Genomic DNA, 18846 nt, shown 5'->3' on the forward strand with positions numbered 1-18846 from the left:
GGAGCCGACCGGCCCGGTCGACCCGGCCAGCGGTGTCACCTCGACAGCCACGCCAACTCCTCACCGGTCGCGGTGCGGCCACCGACCACCTCGACGAAGACCTCCTCCAGGGACCGGTCGCCGCGTACGTCGGTGAGCGTGCCGACCCGCTTGATGGTTCCCTCGGCCAGGATCGCCACGTGGGTGCAGAGCCGCTCCACCACCTCCATGACATGGCTGGAGAAGACCACGGTGCCGCCCCCGCCCACGTACCGGTGCAGGATGTCGCGGATCAGCGCGGCGGAGACCGGGTCGACCGCCTCGAACGGCTCGTCCAGGACCAGCAGGCGCGGCCCGTGCAGCAGGGCGCAGGCCAGGCCGATCTTCTTCTTCATGCCGGCCGAGTAGTCGACCACCATGGTGCGGCCGGCATCGGCGAGGGCGAGCACGTCGAGCAGTTCGGCGGCCCGCTGGTCCACCACGGCCGGGTCCATCCCCCGCAGCAGGCCGTGGTAGGCGAGCAACTCGGCCCCGGTGAGCCGGTCGAAGAGGCGTACCCCGTCGGGCATCACCCCGAGCAGGCGCTTCGCCTGCACCGGGTCGACCCAGACGTCATGGCCGAGCACCCACGTGCCACCCGCGTCAGGGCGCAGCAGGCCGACGGCCATGGAGAGCGTGGTCGTCTTCCCGGCACCGTTCGGGCCGAGCAGGCCGAAGAACGAGCCGGCCGGCACGTCGAGGTCGACGCCGGCCACGGCCACCTTGCCGTCGAACTGCTTCACCAGCCCGCGCAGTGCGAGGGCGGGATGTTCCGCACCAGTCATGCTCCGACGGTAGCCGCCCTGCGCAGCACCTGGCTCGGGCGCCGGAAGGAGCTGCCGTCCTCCCTGAGCAGGAGAGATTACCGCGCCGGTGGGCGGCCCTCCGGATGCATGCCGGTCTGCTCCTCCAGCGCGTTGTCCGCCAGGTCACCCTCGGCCCGGTCGTCCGGGAAGGTCCGCCGAGAGGGCGCCGGGTCGGGTGGTGCGCCCGGTCCGGCCTCGGGGGTCCGGGTGGGCTCCACCGGGCCGAACCCGTGCCGGTCGGCGATCGTGGTCCGCGCACCGGCCCGCCGGTCACCGCGTCGTCCCGGGGGAACCGCGGTCTCCTCGCTGCCCTCGTCCATCGGCGAGTCCTCGCCGGCCCCCCACGGGGGGTCCCGGTCGATTTCGCCGGTGGTGCCCCACGGGCCGACGGACTGAGGGCCCTCGGTACCGACCGGTCTCCGTTCTGCTGCCAACTCCGTCACCTCGCTCCTGCCGCTGTGGCCTGCTGACTTCCCATCCGGGCGCGGGGCACACCGGCGGGGTGGGCCGGGCCTACCTGCTCAGAGCCGCAGCGCCTCCGGGGCGTGCAGGCGCAGCATGGTGGCGCCGACATCGGCCGGCGCCCGGTGGCGTGACGCCACCGACACCAGCACCATCACGGTGAACGCCAACGGCACCGTCCACGCCGCCGGTTGGGCGGTCAGGGTGGCCGGCCAGCCGTGCAGCGGCAGCCCGAGCACGGTGAGCAGGACCGCGCCGACCGCCGCCCCGCCACCGGCGAGGATGCCGGCGGCGGCACCCAGGTCGGTCAGCCCTCGCCACCAGATGCCGAGCACCAGCAGCGGGCAGAAACTCGACGCGGCGACCGCGAATGCCAGCCCGACCACCTGGGAGACGTCCAGGTCACTGACGTTGACGGAGAGCAGCACGGGTGCCAGCCCGGCGAAGAGCGTGGCCAGCCGGAATCCGCGTACCGAGCCGCGCCCGAGCACGTCCGTGGAGATCACCCCGGCCACGCTGGTCAGCAACCCGGAGGAGGTGGAGAGGAACGCCGCGAACGCCCCGGCGGCGACCAGCGCGGAGAGCAGCCGGCTGAGCGTGCCGTCACCCAGTACGGCCCCGGGCAGCAGCACCACCACCGCGTCGGTCTGCCCGGTGACCAGCAGTTGCGGGGTGTAGATCCGGCCGAGGACGCCGTACAGGGTGGGCAGCAGGTAGAAGGCGCCGACCATGGCGAGCACGACCAGGGTGGTCCGGCGGGCCGCGCCGCCGTCCGGGTTGGTGTAGAAGCGGACGAGGACGTGCGGGAGCCCCATGGTGCCCAAAAACGTCGCCAGGATCAGCGAGTAGGTGGCGAAGAGCCCCCGGTCGCCGTCCCCGGCCGTGTCCGGCAGCAGCCAGTCGAGTCCGTCCGGGCCGGGCAGGCCAGCCACCTCCGGTACCGGATCACCGGCGTCGAAGGCGAGGGAGTCGCCGGGGCGTACCTCGATCACCGCACCGTCGGCCAGGGTGAGGGTCGCCGGCTGCTCGACCACCACGGTGGTCGCGGTCCGGAACGTCGGCCCGTCGGGCGGGGTCACCGCCGGGCGACCGTCGGCCTGCCAGTGCAGGATCAGGAAGATCGCGGGTACGGCCAGCGCGGTCAGTTTCAGCCAGTACTGGAACGCCTGGACGAAGGTGACCGCCCGCATTCCGCCCAGCGCCACGTTCGCCGTCACCACCACCCCCACCAGCAGCGCCCCGAGTTCGTACGGCGCCCCGGTGACCGTGGTCAGGGTGAGCCCGGCGCCCTGCAACTGCGGCACCAGGTAGAGCCAGCCGATGAAGACCACGAACCCGGTGGCGAGCTTGCGCAGCCGGCGCGAGCCGAGCCGCAGCTCGCAGAAGTCGGGCAGGGTGAACGCGCCGGAGCGGCGCAGCGGGGCGGCGACGAAGAGCAGCAGCGCGAGGTACCCGGCGGCGAAACCGACCGGGTACCAGAGCACGTCCACGCCGTACTTGAGGATCAGGCCGGCGATGCCGAGGAAGGACGCCGCGGAGAGGTACTCACCGCCGATCGCCGCCGCGTTCCAGGTCGGGCTGACCGCGCGCGACGCCACCAGGAAGTCCGACGTGGTACGGGCCAGCTTCAACCCGTAGAAGCCGATCGCGACGGTGACCAGGGTGACCGCCACCAGCGCCGGCACCACGAACTGGTTGGCCACCTCAGCGCTCCGGCCGTTCGACCAGGTCGGTGAAGTCCTGCTCGTTGCGCTCGGCCAGGTGCACGTACGCCCAGCCGACGGCGACCAGGAAGGGGAAGGACACCACGCCGAGCAGCAGCCAGGGCAGCGGTATCCCGAGCAGCCGGGCCCGGCCCACCGCCGGGGCGACCGCGAAGAGCAGTGGCAGCCCGCCGAGCCCGATCAGCACCACCAGGGAGAGCCGCAGCGCCAGCGCGAGCTGGGCCCGGACCAGGCCCCGGACGAGGGCCTCACCGACCCGGGTCTGCTGGGCCAGCTCGGTGCGGGTCCGACTCGGCCCGGTCCCGGACCGGGCCGCCTCGGCCAGCACGACCCGGGTCCGCCGGGCGGCCGGGGACGCCGGGCTGGACGGGCGATCGGTGGGGTCGGCCACCTGAGGGAGTCTCACCGACCAGCGGCGATTGTCAAGTACGACCGTTCTGCACAGGGGCTGTGGATATCTGTCCACCGGATGTGCACAACCTGTGGATAACTGGTGGATCCTGTGGATAGCGAGGTGATGTCGGTGGATGACAGAAGCGGGGCCGGTGGACAGTGCCACCGACCCCGCTCCGGGAGACGTGCCCGGTCAGCCCGTCCGGACGGTGATGTCGATCGTCAGCGGCCCGCTCGACGGCACCGGGAAACCGGCGGTGGCCAGGGTCGGCCCGCCCGGCCGGGTGGAGCGTACGGTGGCCGGTTCTGGGTACTGTCCTCGGCTGGCCCGGCCGTCGAAGTCCGTGTTGTAGGTGAAGTACACCGACTGGCCGGCGACCAGTCGCATGCTGTAGTAGCCCCCATCGCTGAAGACGGAGACACCGACGATGTCACCGGTGACCGCGTTGTGCGCCGCCAGATAACCGCCGGCGGCGGAGACGCCTGCGGCGTTCTTCAGGGTGCCCTTGACCTCCGTGCCACGTGTCAGCGCAAAGAGGTAGCTGGTGCTGGCCCCCGGGGGCACCTTCACCTTCGTCGCGGCGTACCGGTCTCCCGTGCCACCCGACCAGGTTGTCGCCATATCCTCCCGGCTGAACACCACCGGCCACTCGTACGGGCCGAGGCGATCCAACCGGTAGTTGCCCTGGGGATCGGTCACCGGATCACGGTCGCCCTGGCCGAACTGCGGGCCGACCAGGCCGGGTCGGACGCCCGCGAGCGGCTGGCCGGTTGCGGCATCGGTGACCCGGCCGACGATCGAGCCGGCCGGGTCGAGCACGACCTGCGGAGCCGTGGAGATCCGACCGGCGACCGCGGCCACCGTCGCAGCCTGCCGTTCGTCGCCGGTACCGCCGGCGGCACCGACCCACTGCTTACCGTGGGTGGCTGATGTCGGGGTGGCGAACAGCCGGTACAGGCCAGGGACCAGCGGTCCGGCCGTGACCCGGCCCTCGGCATTGCTGCAGTATGCGGCAGCGGCGTGGATCCGTACCTGCTTCGGTAGGAAGGCATCGAGGCAGACGCCGGCCACCGGATTGCCGGTGGCCCGGTCGACGATCCGGGTGCTGATCGCAGCCCCCGGCGCGAACCGGGCCGTCACGTCGACCGTCTGGTCCGCCCGGACCTGGACGTCCACGTCGGTGTCGAAGTGCAGCACGTCCGCCGGGTTGGCGTTCAGCCGCTGACTGCCGGTGAGCTGCCCGATGACCGTGACCTTCCCGGTGCTGTTGCTGCACACACCCTCGGCGCAGAAGTCCGCGACCGGGGCGCCGCTGACCGCGTCGACACCGGTGATCCGTACCGAGCCGGTACCCAGCCAGCTGTCGGTGATCCGGGTGGTCTGCCCGGCCAGGACCCGGACCTCGGTGGCGTCGGCGTGGTTTGTTTTGCCCGGGTAGTACTGGGTCAGCCGGTCCTGGTAGAAGGAGACCACGTAGCCGGTGGCGAAGAGCGGCAGGCTGAACTCGCCGTTCGCGTTGGTCAGCACCGTCACGAAGTCGTGCCCGTCGACCGGGGTGGCGGTCACGGCCGCACCCACCGACGCGGTGCCGGTGGCCGTGGTGAGCCGCCCGGCCAGGGTGCCGGTCGGCAGCACCGTGTCGTCAGCGGTGAGCTGGCCGCCGGCCTGGAGGTCGAACACACCGACGGCCTCGTAGGTCAGTTTGCCGGGGACGAACTGCCGCTGCTGGGTCCAGCCGACGGCCTCGGTGTCGCCGTTGTCGTAGTGGTAGATCTGTACGGCCACGTCGGGCGCGGCTGCGCCGCTGCTGGTGGTCACCGTGCCGGCGATGGCGCCGGTTCCGGCGGCGTACGCGGGCACACCGGGTACGACGGCGGCGGCGACCAGGGCGGCGACCAGTGCCGCCCGGCGCAGGATCGGGATGGTCATGCTGTCCTCAGCGATGGTGTGAACGGTGGGGTCGGATGGTGTCCGACCCCACCGCAGGGACGATCAGTTGGTGTTGACCACGATGTCCACGGTCAGAGAACCGACCGCAGGTACGGCGATCCCCGGAGTGGCCAGCGCCGGCCCGCCCGGACGGCCCCGGGTGGTCGGCGGCAGCGGGTACTGGCCCTGGTAGTACTGCCCCTCCCCGAACCTCGCGTTGTAGGTGAAGTACGCCGACTGACCGGGGACCACCGACATGTTGAACACCCCGTTGTCGATCCAGTCGCCGCCGGTGACGTCCCCGGTGTCCGCGTTGTGGGCGATCACGAAGTTACCGTCGGCATTCGTGCCGGACTGACTAGTCACCGTCCCGGTCACCTGAGTGCCCTTGGTGAGAGCCGTGTTGTGGATGGCGGTGCCACCTGCGGTCACCTTGACCGTCGTCGCCGCGTAGCGACTGCCGGTTCCGCCGGACCAGTGGGGGGCGTAGCCCTGCCGACCGAAAATCAGCGGCCACTCGTACGGACCGAGCCGAGACATTTGGTAGTTGCCCTGAGCATCAGTCAACTGGTCCCTTCTGCCAGAACCGGGGTGCGCGGTGAACAAGCCGATGCTGGCGTTCAAAATCGGCTGGCCGGTCGTCGCGTCGGTCACCTGACCGACAATCGTGCCGGCCTTGTCCAGCTTGACGGAGGGTCCGGTGGCGATCCGACCGGCCTGGGTGGCGACCAGTGCGGCCTGCCGCTCGTCGCCGGTCCCACCGGTGGCGCCGACCCACTGTCGGCCGTAGATGTCCGACTGCGGATCTGCGAAGAGGCGGTACATCCCCGGTTCCAACGGGCCGATGGTGATCCGGCCCGTGCTGTCACTGCAGTAACCGTATCCATCCGCCAGCCGGACCTGCTTGGGCAGGAACGCGTTGAGGCAGACATCGGCGACGCCGGCACCGGTGATCCGGTCGGTGACGGTCGTGGTGATCGCCGCGCCTGGCCGGAGCCTGACGGTCAGGTCGACGGTCGTGCCGCCCTTGACCTCGGCCGGGACTCCCTCGTAACCCGTGTTGAAATGAATCTGATCGTCGGCGGAGACGTGCAGGTAGTGGGTGCCCTGCGGCAGGCCGGTGACGGTGGCATGCCCGGTGCCGTTGCTGCACACGTCCTCGACGCAGAAGGACGGGATGACCGACCCGCTGACCGCGTCGACGGCGGTGACCCGCACCGAGCCGGTGGGCAACCAACTGTCGGTGATCCGGGTCTGCTGACCCCCAACCACGTTGACCGTGGTCGCCTCGTGGAACTCCAGCTTCCCCTGGTAGTACTGCCGGCGTTCGCCCTGCTCGAAGGTGACCCGGTAGCTTCCGGCGAGAATGGCGGGCACGCTGAACTCGCCGTTTACATCGGTAGTTGCGTGTGCCCCCACACCCCAGTTGAGGGTGGATACCGTGGTGCCCACCCCGCTGGCCGCAGCGCCGGTCTCGGTGGTGAAGCGGCCGGAAAGACTGCCGATCGGCAGCACACTGTCGTTGGCGACGATCTCCCCGCCAGCGGCGACCGTGAAGTGGTGGGCCGACCACTCGTCGAGTTGACCCGGGACGTACTGGGTCTGGTACGAGTCGGCGATCGGTTCGAAGGAGACGGTGTACGTGCCGGGGAAAGCGGCGATCCGGTAGCGGCCCTCAGCGTCCGTCACTCCCCACGCCTGGTGGCTCTGCTCCACCTCTCTGGCGCTGACCAGCAGGTCAGTAACCGGGTCACCGGCCGCGTTGCGGATCTGGCCGGTGATGACGCCGGTGGCCATGAGTTGGTCGTTGGCCGTTGTGGTGGCGCCGTCGCTGACCGTGAGCCGATCGGCGTCCCAGAGCTCGGACTTCTGTTGGTAGAACTGCTCCGGTCCGTCCTGCGGATCGAAGGCAACCAGGTACGAGCCGGGCGACAGGGAGCCGACGGTGTACCTGCCCTGCGCATCGGTGGTGGACCAACCGGCCCAGCCGATGTTTCCGTCGTTGTCCTCCAGATAAACCTGGACTGAGACATCGGGGGCGGCGGTGCCGCTGCTGGTGGTCACCGTACCGGCGATGGTGCCGGTTCCGGCGGCGTACGCGGGCAGGCCAGGCAGTACGGCTGCGGTGGTGAGCAGCGCAGCGGCCATGGCCACCCGACGCAGGATCGGGATCGTCATGCTGTCCTTTGCTCGAAATGGAACGGCAGGGCCGGCGGGATCACCACCGGCCCTGCCGAAAAGGGCCGGGTCAGTTGGTCCGGATCACGATGTTGACCGTGAACGGACCCGTGGTCGGTACCGCGATGCCCGGAGTGGCCAGGGTCGGCCCACCCGGACGGCTTCGCGTGCTCGGCGGCAGCGGGTACTGGCCGTCGATGTACTCGTCGTTGCCGAAGCTGACGTCGTAGGTGAAGTACACCGACTGTCCGCCGAGGGCGGTCAGGTTGATCTGCCCGTAGTCGACGTAGCCGAGGCCGACGACATCACCGGTGGTGACGTTGTGGGCCACGATGCGGCCGTACTCGACCCGGGCACCGTCCTGGTTGGTGAAGCTGCCGGAGATCTTCACCCCGGGCTGGAGGGCCAGGTTGTACGTGGCGGTGCCACCGGCCGGCACCGCGACCTTGGTCGCCGCGTACCGGTCAGCCGTACCGCCCGAGTACTGGGTGTAGCCCTTGTGCATGAAGACCAGCGGCCACTGGTACGGGCCGACCCCGGTCAGCCGGTAGCGGCCGTCCGCCCCGGTGACCACGGAGGCACCGTGGTCCGTGCCCGGCGACTCGATGTCCACCCCGACCTCGGGCAGGGGTGCACCGGTACCGGCGTCGGTGACCAGACCGGTCACCGTACCCGCGCGGTCGAGCTTGACCACGGGGGCGGTGCTGGTCCGGCCGGCCCAGGTCGGGACGGCCGCAGCCTGCCGCTCGTCGCCGGTACCGCCGGTGGCGCCGACCCACTGCCGGCCGTAGACGCTGTCCCCGCGGGGCACCGCGAAGAGCCGGTACTGCCCCGGCTCCAGCGGACCGACGGTGATCTGGCCGGTGCTGTCACTGCAGTCGCCCCGGCCGTCCGGCTGCCGGACCTGCTTGGGCAGGAACGTGTCGAGGCAGACGTTGGCGACCCCGTTCCCGGTGGCCCGGTCGGTGATCCGGGTGGTGATCGCCGCGCCGACCCGCAGCCGGACGGTCACGTCGACGGTCTGGCCGCCGACGACCTCGACCGCCAGGTCCTCGCCGAAGTGCAGCTTGTCCTCCGGGTAGACCCAGAGCGTGTGGTTGCCCTGCGGCAGGCCGGTGACGGTGGCCTTGCCGGTGCCGTTGCTACAGAAGCTCTCCACACAGAAGTCCGCGACGGGGGCACCGCTGACCGCGTCGACGGCGGTTACCCGGACCGCCCCGGTGGCCAGCCAGCTCTCCGTGATCCGGGTCTCCTGCCCACCGGCCACGGTGACCGGCGTCGCCTCCTCGAAGGTCAGCTTGCCCTGGTAGTACTGGGTCCGGTCACCCTGGCTGAAGCTGACCCGGTAGCTGCCGGCGAAGAGCGCCGGGAAGGAGAAGTTCCCGTTGGTGTCGGTGGTGGTGTAGCCGCCGTTGCCCCAGCCGGCCGTCATGACGCCCACGTCCGCGCCGGCTACGGCGGCGCCGCCCTGGCTGGTGAGCCGGCCGGAGAGGCTGCCGACCGGCAGTACCGTGTCGTTCGCGACGACCTCGCCGCCCGCCGTGACCTGGAAGAGTTGGCCTGCCTCCTCCTCGATCTGACCCGGGATGAACTGGCTCTGGTACGAGTCCGGGATGGGCTGGAAGGAGACCTGGTAGGTGCCGGGGGTGGCCGTGATCCGGTAACGGCCCTCCTCGTCGGTCGAACCGTACGCCCAGTTGCCCTCGTTCACCTCATAGGCGCTGATGAGGAGGTAGGAGGCCGGGTCACCGGTGGCCGTGCGGATCTGGCCGGTGATGGCGCCGGTGGGCAGGAGTTGGTCGTTGACCGTGGTGGTGGCACCGTCGGCCACGTTGACCCAGTCGGCGTCCCAGAGTTCGAGTTTCTGCCGGTAGAACTGCGTCGGGCCGCCCTGCGGTTCGAAGCCCACCGCGTACGGCGCGGCCCGAAGCCCGCCGATCTGGTAGTTGCCCTGCTCGTCGGTGGTCGTCCAGCCGACGGTGTCGATGATGCCGTTGTCTTCGCGGTAGACGTGAACGGTCGCGTTCGCAGCGCCGGTACCGGCGCTGGTGGTGAGCTGTCCGGCGATGACCCCCGTGTCGGCGGCGTGGGCCGGGGATCCACCCGGCAGTACGACCGCTCCGAGCACGGCAGCCGCCAGGGCCAGTCGCCCCAGCTTGGTGAAAGCCATGCAAGTCCTTGGTGTGAGGTGGTGGGGCGACTCACGCAGGCGGACCCGCCGCACCGACCCCAGTGCGCCCCGTTCGCCTGGTCGGCTCCACGAGGATAGGTTGTCGATGTCTGCTGTGTAGTCCCCTTTTCGGCCGGTCCACAGTCGAGTGTCGCCTGCTCAGGCCGGGTATCGAAACGGGTGGTCAGCGATGGGGTACGGAGGGCACCTGGGGTGGCCGCTGCGGGCCACCCCGGCACCGGCGGGGCGGCTCAGGCAGGCGGACCCGCCTCTCCGACCCCGTGCGAGCCGTTCGCCCGGCCGGTGATACGAGGTTAGGTGATCGATGCCTGGGGCGCTGTTTGCTTTCTGGCTTGCGCACTGCGGACAGTGCCGACCCAGGTTCAACCTGTGGCGGTTGGCCGCTGGCGCAGCGGCCGGGCGGTGCAGGGGGTCAGGTGCTCGGCCCGGAGCACGCAACGTCGGCCGCCGTCGAGCAACCGGTCACAGAAGACCCGATGGTGTACGCCCTGAGTGTCCTCCCGGGACACGGTGGTCTCGCCGGGGTCGAGCTGGGTGAGGAACCCCAGGGCCCGGGCGGCGGTGCGGGCGAGGATGCGGGCCCGGGGCAGGTCGGGCGCGGTGACCGGCAGGTGGATGACGTACCGGTCGTTTCCGCTGGTCACCGCCGGGCCAGGTCGTGCATCGTCGGGGCCTGCCGGGACTGCCACTCGCGGAGCGCACGCTTGATCCGGACCGCCTCGTCGTGGCTGCGGCCGAGTTGGCCGTACAACTCGGCCAGGTCGTCGGCGACCCGTTCGAGGAAGGCGTCCACCTCGGTCGGGTCGAGACCCCGCCGGACGGTACGGAACCGTCGACCGCGTACCTGCCAGGGGCGCAGTGGCAGGTAGGACGCCGAGCGGTAGGTCATCGGGTCCGGTCGTGGTCGGGGCTGTCGCCGGATCAGCCCGGCCAACTGGCGGACCGGTCCGGTCAGGTGGTGGATCAGCGTGCGCATGGGATCGGCCTCCCGGTTTCGTGGTCCCCCGTGCTCTCCCGAGATCGTTGGTTCCGCGATCTTGGCGGCAAACGGCCCCTCCAGGGTCCACTTCCCACCAAGATCGGGTTACTGCTCCGGCCTGGCACGGGTGAGTCCGAAGGTCACCCGTGCCAGGGAGCGTGCACCTGACCGTGGCCGGTTGCCTACCAGGATTTCCGCAACCAGGTGCTCGCAGAGAGTAACCTACAATGCAAACCATGCAAAGACAACTACTAGTAATGCTTAGCAGGCGAAGTCTTGGTGTTGCCCGGCCCGCCGTGGGAAGATCACGGGGCCTACCAGGAGTGCCCGCACATGCCCCGCATACCAGAACGACAACGCATCGCCCAGGACATCCGGGACCGCATCGCCTCGGGTGAGTACCCGCCCGGTGGCAAGCTGCCTTCACTGCGCGAGTTGATCGACCATTACGGCGTCTCGGCGGAACCGGTGCGCTCAGCCCTTCTGATCCTTCAGGCCGAGGGTCTCCTCGAAGGCCGTCAGGGCAAGGGTGTCTTCGTGGCGGAGTCGCAGTAGGTCATCGGGGCCGGTCGCGGTCGGGGCCGGCGCCGGATCAGCCCGCCCAGCCGCCGGACCGGTCTGGTCAGGTGGTGAATCAGACTGCGCGTGGGATCGGCCTCCCGGCGACTACCCCCGCTCGCGTTGATCATGAAGTTGTTGCCACTTTTGCCGGCGTGTCGTGACAACAACTTCATGATCAACGCGGCGTGGGTCAACGCGACGTAGGTCAACGCGGCGAGGCCGTCGGGGCCGGGGGTGCGTGCGGTGTCTTCGTGGCGGAGTCGCGGTAGGTCAGGCGGATCGGTCGGCGGCCGAGGCTGATCCGAGCCAGGTGTGCGGATTGCCGTACCAGCACCAGCCCAGCTTCGGCGCGCCCTGGCTGATCCAGAGCGCCGGCACCCGTCGGTCCCCGCACCGCGAACCCACCAGTGAGAAGCACTTGTTCTTCGCCAGTGCGGCGGGGAAGTGGGTGACGAAGGAGATCCCCTCGTCGATGGTCAACGGGGTCCGGTCCTGACCGGTGATGACCTCCATGGCCGCGTCGGGGGCGAGGTTCAGGGTCTCCTCACCCCGGTCGACGTCGAAGAGCAGGTACGCCGAGGCGTCCGGCAGTTCCAGTTCCTTGATCGGGTCGAACCGGGCCAGGTCCCCCTCGGCGTAGTGCCGGTCCAGGAAGCCGGGTTTGCGCTTGCCGGCCAGGGTGAGTCGGGTCAGGCGCTCCTCGACCGGTACCAGCTCACGGGTCACCACCAGCACGAACGGGACCCGCCCCTCGGTGGGCGGCACCATCGTGGCGGCCCGCCGGGTGACCGTGGCCCGCAGCGGGGTGAGCCGGGCGCTGAACTCCTCCGGACTCAGTCCGGCCAGTGCTGGATAGTCCTTCGCCAGCAGGTCGCCGACCTGGCGGTCGAACTCGACACCGGCATCGAACGGCTGATCGGTCACGCGGGCCTCCTGCATCTCGTACGGCCAACCGTACAAGGTACGGGAGTCGCCCCACTATTCCCGGAGGGAAAAATCAGCGGTTCCAGTCCTGCTTCGCGGCCCGGACCAGCTTGTCCTTCAGCTCCCGGGTGTGCCGGCGGCTCACCGGCAGTTCCGTGCCGTCCACGACCACCACGTAACCCGAGTTGACCAGACGCAGCTCCGCGATCAGGCGGATCTGCACCAGGTACGACCGGTGGATCCGGACGAACCCGGCGTCGGCCCAGCGCTCGGCGAGGGTGGCCAGCGAGACCCGGACCAGATGCGACCCGTCAGCGGTGTGCAACCGGGCGTAGTCGCCCTGCGCCTCCACCCAGCGCACCGCAGACCGGGGCAGCATCCGGGTCGTCCCGGCCAACTCCACCGGGATGGTCGGGTCCGCCTCGGCCCGGGCCAGCGCCGCCGGATGGGTCGGCACCACCCGTGCCTCGATCACCCGGCGCAGCGACTCGGCGAGGCGTTCGGCGCGTACCGGCTTGCGGACGTAGTCGGTGGCACCCAGGTCGAACGCGTCCGCCGCCCCGTCGTCGTACGCGGTGACGAAGATGATCGACGGAGGCCGGGCGAACCGGCGCAGCACCCGGGCCAACTCCATCCCGTCCAGTCCGGGCATCCGGATGTCCAGGAAGACCACGTCGACGTCGGCGTCCCGGAGTACCCGCAGCGCCTCGGTGGCGTCCGAGGCGGTGTGCAGCCGGGCCACCCGGGGATCGGCCCGCAGGTGGTACGCAAGCTCGTCCAGTGCGGGTGGCTCGTCGTCGACCGCGAGCACCCGCAGGAACGCGGTCATGACCCGGCCCGTACGCCGGGATGGAACTTCGGTACCCGCATGCTCACCTTCGTACCCGCTCCGAGGCCGGTCTCCACGACCAGGCCGAACTGGTCCCCGAAGGCCGACCGCAACCGATCATCCACATTGGATAGACCGACGTGCTGGCCGGCGTCGTCCCCGACATCGGCCGGCTCGCTGACCAGGACCGCCGGATCCATGCCGACCCCGTCGTCCTCGACGGTGAGGTGACACTCGGCCCCGGCGTCCCGGGCCTCGATCCGGATCGTGCCGGTCCCCGGCTTGCGGGACAGGCCGTGCCGCACGGCATTCTCCACCAGCGGTTGCAGGCAGAGGAAGGGCAGACTGACCGGCAGCACCTCCGGCGCGATCAGCAGGTGCACCTGGAGCCGGTCGCCGAACCGGGCCCGTTCGATGGTCAGGTACCGGTCGATCGACCGCAGCTCCTCGGCGAGCGTGGTGAACTCCCCGTGCGCGCGGAACGAGTACCGGGTGAACTCGGCGAACTCCAGGATGAGTTCCCGGGCCCGCTCCGGGTCGGTCCGGACGAACGAGGCGATAGCGGTCAGCGCGTTGTAGATGAAGTGCGGGCTGATCTGCGCCCGGAGCGCCCGGACCTCGGCCCGGGCCAGCCGCTCCCGGGAGGAGTCCAGCTCGGCCAGGGCCAGCTGGGTACCCGCCCAGTGCGCGGTCTCCAACGTCGCCTGCACCAGACCCGGTGCCGGCTGGTCGTCGGCGATGGCGACCAGCGCCCCCACCGGCCAGCCGTCCGGCCCGGTGAGCGGGGCCACCACGGCTCCGCGTACCGGGCAGTCGACCCGGTTGCAGTGCAGCTCCGACTCGCGCAGCACGGTCGAGCGGTTCGCGGCCACCGCCCGCCCGGCCGCAGCCCGGAACTGTTCGGCATGGTGACCACCCCGCCCGTCCAGGGCGAGCAGCTCGGTACGGTCCAGCAGCGCCAGCCCGGCCGCGCCGACCAGGGTGCGCAGATGGCGTACCGCCTTCGCGGCGCCCGCCGCGCTCAGTCCGGTACGCAGCGGCTCGGCGGCGAGCCCGGCGGTGTGCAGTACGTCGTAGGTGGCGCGCTGGGTTGCGGTGGCGATGCCGCGCCGCCCGCGCAGCCGGAGCACCGCCCAGAGTGCGGCGGTCAGCGCGCTGACCAGCGCGACGACCGCGACCGCTGCGGACAGGTTGCCTCCCACGCCTGAGATCCTGTCGCGTGTCGGGACGTTCGCCAACCCCTGTGGGGCCGGCATCCGGACCGGCGGGTCCGGTCTAGTAGGCGCCCTTGCGGGCCAGTACCACGCCGACCGTGCGCCAGAGGATGCTCAGGTCGTACGCGAGCGACCAGTTGTCGACGTAGTAGAGGTCCAGCCGGACCGCCTCGTCCCAGGAGAGGTCGGAACGGCCGGAGACCTGCCACAGGCCGGTCATCCCCGGCCGGACCAGCAGCCGGCGCCGTACGTCGCCGAGGAAGTCACCGTCGTCGGCGGGGAGCGGACGGGGCCCGACCAGCGACATCTCGCCCTTGAGCACGTTGATCAGCTGGGGCAGCTCGTCCAGCGAACTGGCCCGCAGGAACCGGCCGACCGGGAAGACCCGGGGATCCTGCTTGATCTTGAACAGCATGCCGTCGGTCTCGTTCTGGTCGATCAGGCCGGCCAGCCGGTCCTCGGCGTCGACGTACATGGTCCGGAACTTCCACACCCGGAAGGTGCGGCCCTCGTGTCCCACCCGGGGCTGCCGGAAGAAGACCGGACCCGGGTCGGAGATCCGGATGGCCAGCGCGATCGCCACGAAGACCGGGGCGAGTGCCAGCAGGCCCAGGCCGGCGGCGACCCGGTCCATCAGGTTCTTCATCAGCAGGGCCGGCCCGGACAGGGTCGGCTCCTCGACGTGCAGCAGCGGCAGACCCTCGATCGGCCGGATGTGTACCCGGGGACCGGCGATGTCGGTGAGCTGCGGGGCGACCACCAGATCGACGCCGGAGCCCTCCAACTGCCAGGCGAGCCGGCGCAGTTCACCCGGCTCCGCGCTGGCCGAGCCGCAGACCGCGATCGTGTCCCCGCCCACCTCCCGGACCAGGGCCAGGATGTCCCGACCGGCGTAGACCGGTACCGGGGTCTGGATTCCCCGGGCGGCGGCGTACCCGTCGGTGATGTGGATGGCCACCGGCATCAACCCGGCGGCCGGGCTGCGGGTGACCGCGGTGTAGACCTCAAGGCACTCGGGGAGGGTGCCGATCAGTACCATCCGGTGCGCGGCCTGACCAGCCCGTTTTCGTACCACGTGCAGGATGAACCGGGCCAGGAATCGGCCCAGCAGGACCAGCACCATCGCGCCGACCAGCGCCGTACCCACGGTGTAACGGGACAACTCGGCCTTGAAGGCGAACGCGATGAACGACACCGAGGCGGCCACCGCGACGGCCGCCCGGATCACCCGTTTGAACTCGTCCGGTCCCAGGCCCAGATAACGCCGGTCGTAGGCGCGGTTACCCCAGAGTATGATCAACCAGCCGAGCGGCAGGAGCACGAAGGCGACCGTGTAGAACCACGTCGGGTCCTCCTTCGCCTTGTAGAAACCCGAGCGGGCCTGGTCGAAGAGCTGGATCGCGATCCAGCTCGCCAGCGCCGCCGCAGCGAAGTCCAGCAGCAGCAGGGCGAAGGTGTAGGGACGGTGCCAGCGGGAGACCCGACGCCGGGCCCGCGCCCACGCCGACCTCGGTACGCCGTTGGGCGACGGTACTGTCGGCGGCTGGATTTCGAAGCTGTCGACGTGCCGCACGAGTTTGCTCCGGCCTGTGTTGGTTACCGGGCGCTGGAGGCTTGCCGTCACCTCACCCATGTCCTCCCGCATGGCACACGCTGCTCACCAGTGGTGAGAGCGCGGGCCGCCCACCGTCTCAGTTTCCCACGCGGGGCCCCGGCACCGACGCCGACCTGAGGCACATCGCGCCTGATCATTGTTGGTGGGGGATCCTGTTCGGTTCCGCCGGAACTCAGGGAACCGGGGACCCGGCCACTATACCGATGGATGCCGGGTTCGCCAGATCGGCGTACTGGGCAGTTTGGGGCGAGCTGGGCGGTTCCCCCAGCGGGCGGCGGGCAAGCTAACTCAGCGTACGAGCCGCGACAACCTACGGTCAGCCAATGGTTTCCCACCGGTCTGGCAGCCGGGGCAGTACTGGAGGCTGGAGTCGGCGAACGACACCTCCCGCACCGTGTCTCCGCAGACCGGACAGGGCAGGCCGGTCCGGGCGTGCACCTTCAGACCGGCACGTTTCTCCCCCTTGAGTTCGGCCGCCCGCTGGCCGACCGACCGGGTCACCGCGTCCCCGAGCACCTGACGGGTCGCCTCGTGCAGCGCCACGAGCTGCGCATCGGTCAACCGGTCGGTCAGCGCGAACGGGGAGAGCCGGGCCGCGTGCAGGATCTCGTCCGAGTACGCGTTACCCACCCCGGCCAGCACCTGCTGGTCGGTGAGTACGCCCTTGACCTGCCCCCGGCGGCTGCGCAACCGTTCGGTGAAGGTCGCCAGGTCCGCGGTGAGCGCATCCGGGCCGAGCTTCGCCACCCCGGGCACCTGGGCCGGGTCGGAGACCAGATACACCGCCAGTTTCTTCTGCGTACCGGCCTCGGTCAGGTCGAAGCCGGAGCCGTCGTCCAGGCGTACCCGCAGGGCGACCGGACCCTTGCCCGGCCGCAGCGGAGCGGCCGAGGGGAACGCCTCCCGGTAGTGCAGCCAACCCGCCCGGGCCAGGTGCACCACCAGGTGCAGCCCACCGTCGAGGACCACGTCGAGGAACTTGCCGTGCCGTCGGGCGTCCACCACCGCCCGACCGGCGACCGACGACGGGTCCGGATCGTACGTCTTCAGGGCGTTGATCGCCGTCACCTCGACCCGGTCGACCCGCCGCCCCACCGTGCGCTCACGCAGGTAACCGGCGAGCGCCTCCACCTCCGGCAGTTCAGGCATCCCCCAACGGTAGCCTTTTGACCCGTGAGAATCGTGGTGGCGCACAACCGGTACCGCCAGGCCCAGCCGTCCGGCGAGAACACCATCGTCGACGCGGAGATCGCCCAGCTCGGCGCGGCCGGGGTGGAGGTGCTGCCGTTCCTGCGCAGCTCCGACGAGATCCCGTCGATGTCCGGCGCCGCCAAGGCGCTGCTGCCGCTCTCCCCGATCTACGCCCCCCGCGCCCAGCACGACCTGGACGAGCTGATCACCCGGCACCGGCCGGACGCGCTGCACCTGCACAACCCGTACCCGCTGCTCTCGCCCTGGGTGGTGCGGACCGCGCACAAGCACGGCGTGCCGGTGGTGCAGACGGTGCACAACTACCGGCAGGTCTGCTCCTCCGGCCTCTACTTCCGCGACGGCATGATCTGCCAGGACTGCCGGGGCAAGGTGCTCGGCGTACCGGCGATCGTGCACCGCTGCTACCGGGGCTCCCGGGCGCAGAGCGCGCTGATGGCCACCACGCTCGCCGTGCACCGGGGGACCTGGAAGTCGGTCGACCGGTACATCGCGCTCACCTCGGGGATCGCCGCCCACCTGCAGGACTACGGCATCCCGGCGGAGCGGATCGTGGTCAAGCCGAACGGCATCCCCGACCCGGGTACCCCGGCCCCGCTCGGCGACGGCTTCCTCTTCCTCGGCCGGCTCTCCCCAGAGAAGGGGCTCGACCTGCTGCTGACGGCGTGGCGCCGGCACCCGGACGGCGCACTCGGGCCGCTGCGGATCGCCGGGGACGGTGAACTGCGCCCGCTGGTCGAGGCGGCGGCGGCCGAACGGGCCGACGTCACCTTCCTCGGGCCGCTGGACCGGGCCGGGGTCCGGGCGGCGCTGGACGCCAGCTCCGTGGTTCTGGCCACCTCCACCTGGCACGACGTGCTGCCCACCGTGATCATCGAGGCGTTGGCCAGTGGCCGGCCGGTACTCGGGACCGCGCTCGGTGGCATCCCCTACCTGGTCGGCGTGGACGATCCGGCCGGTCCCGCCGGCTGGGTGGTACCCGCCGAGCCGGCCGCACTGGCCGCCGCGCTACCCACCGCCCGGTCCGGTGCCGCCGCGCTCGCCGGTGCCGCCCGGGCCCGCTACGAGCGCACCTTCCATCCGGACGTGGTCACCCGCCAGCTTATCGCGATTTACACCGGCCTTCGGCCGGCGTAAGGAAGGGCCCCCTATTAACGTTTTCGGTAGAGGAAGGGCCCCTTCTTAACGCCCCGCTGACGGGTGCCCGCTGCTGCGCCGATCGCCCCTCACACTTTGAGGAGGTCCACGTCGTAGAGCATGATCGACGCGTCGCGGGTGACCAGCGTCAGCCCTTCGGTCACCGCTTGTGCCACGAGCATGCGATCGAAGGGGTCGCGATGATGAGAGGGAAGGCGGCCGGCAGCGATAGCGTGGTCGTGGGTCACCGGTAGTTCACGAAAGCCCATGTTCCGGATCTGTTCGGCAAGGTCAGCCGGCCCTGGGAGCTTGCCGGCGGCCGTAGCCGATCAAGGAACTCCTCGCCCAGGGTGGCATCGCCGGTAATGCCCCGGAGTGCGATGTGGGTATCCAGCAGCAGTGTCATGCGCTGATACCGAAGTCGTCGGCGATCTCGTCGTTGGTGTCCGGCGAATCCCAGTCGCCCGACAGGTCCACCTGTCCGGCAAGGGAGCCGACAGCGGTGCGGTTGACTCGACGGACCAGTGGAACGACCCGGGCTACCGGGGTGCCCGCCCGGTCGATGATGATCTCCTCCCCACGTTCCACCCGCTCGATGATGCGAGACAGGTGCGTCTTCACGTCGTGCATGTTGTAGTGCACGGCCTCTGCCGACATGGCTTCACCTCCCTGGTTA

The 18846-nt window shown here is 70.4% G+C and carries 17 protein-coding genes and 1 pseudogene; 2 read left to right on the top strand and 16 right to left on the bottom strand.

All coding sequences use genetic code 11. From position 1 onward, the window contains the following. Nucleotides 1-35: 35 nt before the first annotated feature. The 9 genes from V6U90_RS06350 to V6U90_RS06390 form a co-directional block, all read right to left on the bottom strand. Complete coding sequence (locus V6U90_RS06350; RefSeq protein WP_334431985.1) at nucleotides 36-803, bottom strand: ABC transporter ATP-binding protein; 768 nt, start codon at nucleotides 801-803, stop codon at nucleotides 36-38. Between the two features lie 77 nt (nucleotides 804-880). After that, nucleotides 881-1144 (bottom strand): hypothetical protein, encoded by a 264-nt coding sequence (locus V6U90_RS06355; RefSeq protein ID WP_334431988.1) that lies wholly within the window; start codon nucleotides 1142-1144, stop codon nucleotides 881-883. Between the two features lie 201 nt (nucleotides 1145-1345). Continuing rightward, complete coding sequence (locus tag V6U90_RS06360) at nucleotides 1346-2989, bottom strand: sodium/solute symporter (RefSeq protein ID WP_334431990.1); 1644 nt, start codon at nucleotides 2987-2989, stop codon at nucleotides 1346-1348. Nucleotide 2990: 1 nt separating this feature from the next. Next, nucleotides 2991-3401, bottom strand: coding sequence for a hypothetical protein (locus V6U90_RS06365; protein ID WP_442933536.1), 411 nt, complete (start codon nucleotides 3399-3401; stop codon nucleotides 2991-2993). A 195-nt stretch (nucleotides 3402-3596) separates the two neighbouring features. Then, on the bottom strand, nucleotides 3597-5333 hold the full coding sequence (locus V6U90_RS06370) for a carboxypeptidase regulatory-like domain-containing protein (protein ID WP_334431992.1): 1737 nt from the start codon (nucleotides 5331-5333) through the stop codon (nucleotides 3597-3599). Between the two features lie 63 nt (nucleotides 5334-5396). After that, complete coding sequence (locus V6U90_RS06375) at nucleotides 5397-7511, bottom strand: carboxypeptidase-like regulatory domain-containing protein (protein ID WP_334431994.1); 2115 nt, start codon at nucleotides 7509-7511, stop codon at nucleotides 5397-5399. A 70-nt stretch (nucleotides 7512-7581) separates the two neighbouring features. Beyond that, nucleotides 7582-9681 carry a carboxypeptidase regulatory-like domain-containing protein gene (locus tag V6U90_RS06380; protein ID WP_334431996.1) on the bottom strand — a complete coding sequence of 700 codons (2100 nt, stop codon included), beginning with the start codon at nucleotides 9679-9681 and terminating at the stop codon, nucleotides 7582-7584. Nucleotides 9682-10064: 383 nt separating this feature from the next. Continuing rightward, nucleotides 10065-10346, bottom strand: a complete 282-nt coding sequence (locus tag V6U90_RS06385; RefSeq protein ID WP_334431998.1) for a hypothetical protein — start codon at nucleotides 10344-10346, stop codon at nucleotides 10065-10067. After that, nucleotides 10343-10591 (bottom strand): DivIVA domain-containing protein, encoded by a 249-nt coding sequence (locus V6U90_RS06390; RefSeq protein ID WP_334432077.1) that lies wholly within the window; start codon nucleotides 10589-10591, stop codon nucleotides 10343-10345. The genes V6U90_RS06385 and V6U90_RS06390 overlap by 4 nt, the downstream gene beginning before the upstream one ends. 423 nt (nucleotides 10592-11014) lie before the next feature. On the opposite strand from V6U90_RS06390, the gene V6U90_RS06395 reads away from it, so the two are divergent. Beyond that, the gene (locus V6U90_RS06395) at nucleotides 11015-11236 is read left to right on the top strand and encodes a winged helix-turn-helix domain-containing protein (protein WP_334432000.1); all 222 of its coding nucleotides are present in this window, start codon (nucleotides 11015-11017) and stop codon (nucleotides 11234-11236) included. Between the two features lie 276 nt (nucleotides 11237-11512). Here V6U90_RS06395 and V6U90_RS06400 read toward each other — a convergent pair whose 3' ends face one another. The 5 genes from V6U90_RS06400 to V6U90_RS06420 all read right to left on the bottom strand — a co-directional run bounded on the left by V6U90_RS06400 (nucleotide 11513) and on the right by V6U90_RS06420 (nucleotide 16973). Further along, nucleotides 11513-12166 carry a DUF5701 family protein gene (locus V6U90_RS06400; protein WP_334432002.1) on the bottom strand — a complete coding sequence of 218 codons (654 nt, stop codon included), beginning with the start codon at nucleotides 12164-12166 and terminating at the stop codon, nucleotides 11513-11515. Between the two features lie 73 nt (nucleotides 12167-12239). After that, a complete protein-coding gene (locus V6U90_RS06405) occupies nucleotides 12240-12995 on the bottom strand; it encodes a LytR/AlgR family response regulator transcription factor (RefSeq protein WP_334432004.1) in 756 nt (251 codons plus the stop codon). Then, nucleotides 12992-14197 carry a sensor histidine kinase gene (locus V6U90_RS06410; protein WP_334432006.1) on the bottom strand — a complete coding sequence of 402 codons (1206 nt, stop codon included), beginning with the start codon at nucleotides 14195-14197 and terminating at the stop codon, nucleotides 12992-12994. The genes V6U90_RS06405 and V6U90_RS06410 overlap by 4 nt, the downstream gene beginning before the upstream one ends. A gap of 73 nt (nucleotides 14198-14270) precedes the next feature. After that, on the bottom strand, nucleotides 14271-15842 hold the full coding sequence (locus V6U90_RS06415; protein WP_334432079.1) for a sugar transferase: 1572 nt from the start codon (nucleotides 15840-15842) through the stop codon (nucleotides 14271-14273). Between the two features lie 270 nt (nucleotides 15843-16112). Then, complete coding sequence (locus V6U90_RS06420) at nucleotides 16113-16973, bottom strand: Fpg/Nei family DNA glycosylase (protein WP_334432008.1); 861 nt, start codon at nucleotides 16971-16973, stop codon at nucleotides 16113-16115. A 24-nt stretch (nucleotides 16974-16997) separates the two neighbouring features. On the opposite strand from V6U90_RS06420, the gene V6U90_RS06425 reads away from it, so the two are divergent. Then, nucleotides 16998-18170, top strand: a complete 1173-nt coding sequence (locus V6U90_RS06425; protein ID WP_334432010.1) for a glycosyltransferase — start codon at nucleotides 16998-17000, stop codon at nucleotides 18168-18170. An 89-nt stretch (nucleotides 18171-18259) separates the two neighbouring features. Here the strand turns inward: V6U90_RS06425 and V6U90_RS06430 are convergent. Both V6U90_RS06430 and V6U90_RS06435 read right to left on the bottom strand, forming a co-directional pair. Continuing rightward, nucleotides 18260-18576: pseudogene (locus V6U90_RS06430) on the bottom strand (type II toxin-antitoxin system VapC family toxin). Then, nucleotides 18573-18827 carry a type II toxin-antitoxin system Phd/YefM family antitoxin gene (locus tag V6U90_RS06435; protein ID WP_334432012.1) on the bottom strand — a complete coding sequence of 85 codons (255 nt, stop codon included), beginning with the start codon at nucleotides 18825-18827 and terminating at the stop codon, nucleotides 18573-18575. Before V6U90_RS06435 ends, V6U90_RS06430 begins: the two are co-directional and overlap by 4 nt. Nucleotides 18828-18846 lie beyond the last annotated feature (19 nt).

Origin of the sequence: Micromonospora sp. CPCC 206060 (assembly GCF_036906895.1) — a bacterium.
Taxonomy (GTDB): Bacteria; Actinomycetota; Actinomycetes; order Mycobacteriales; family Micromonosporaceae; genus Micromonospora.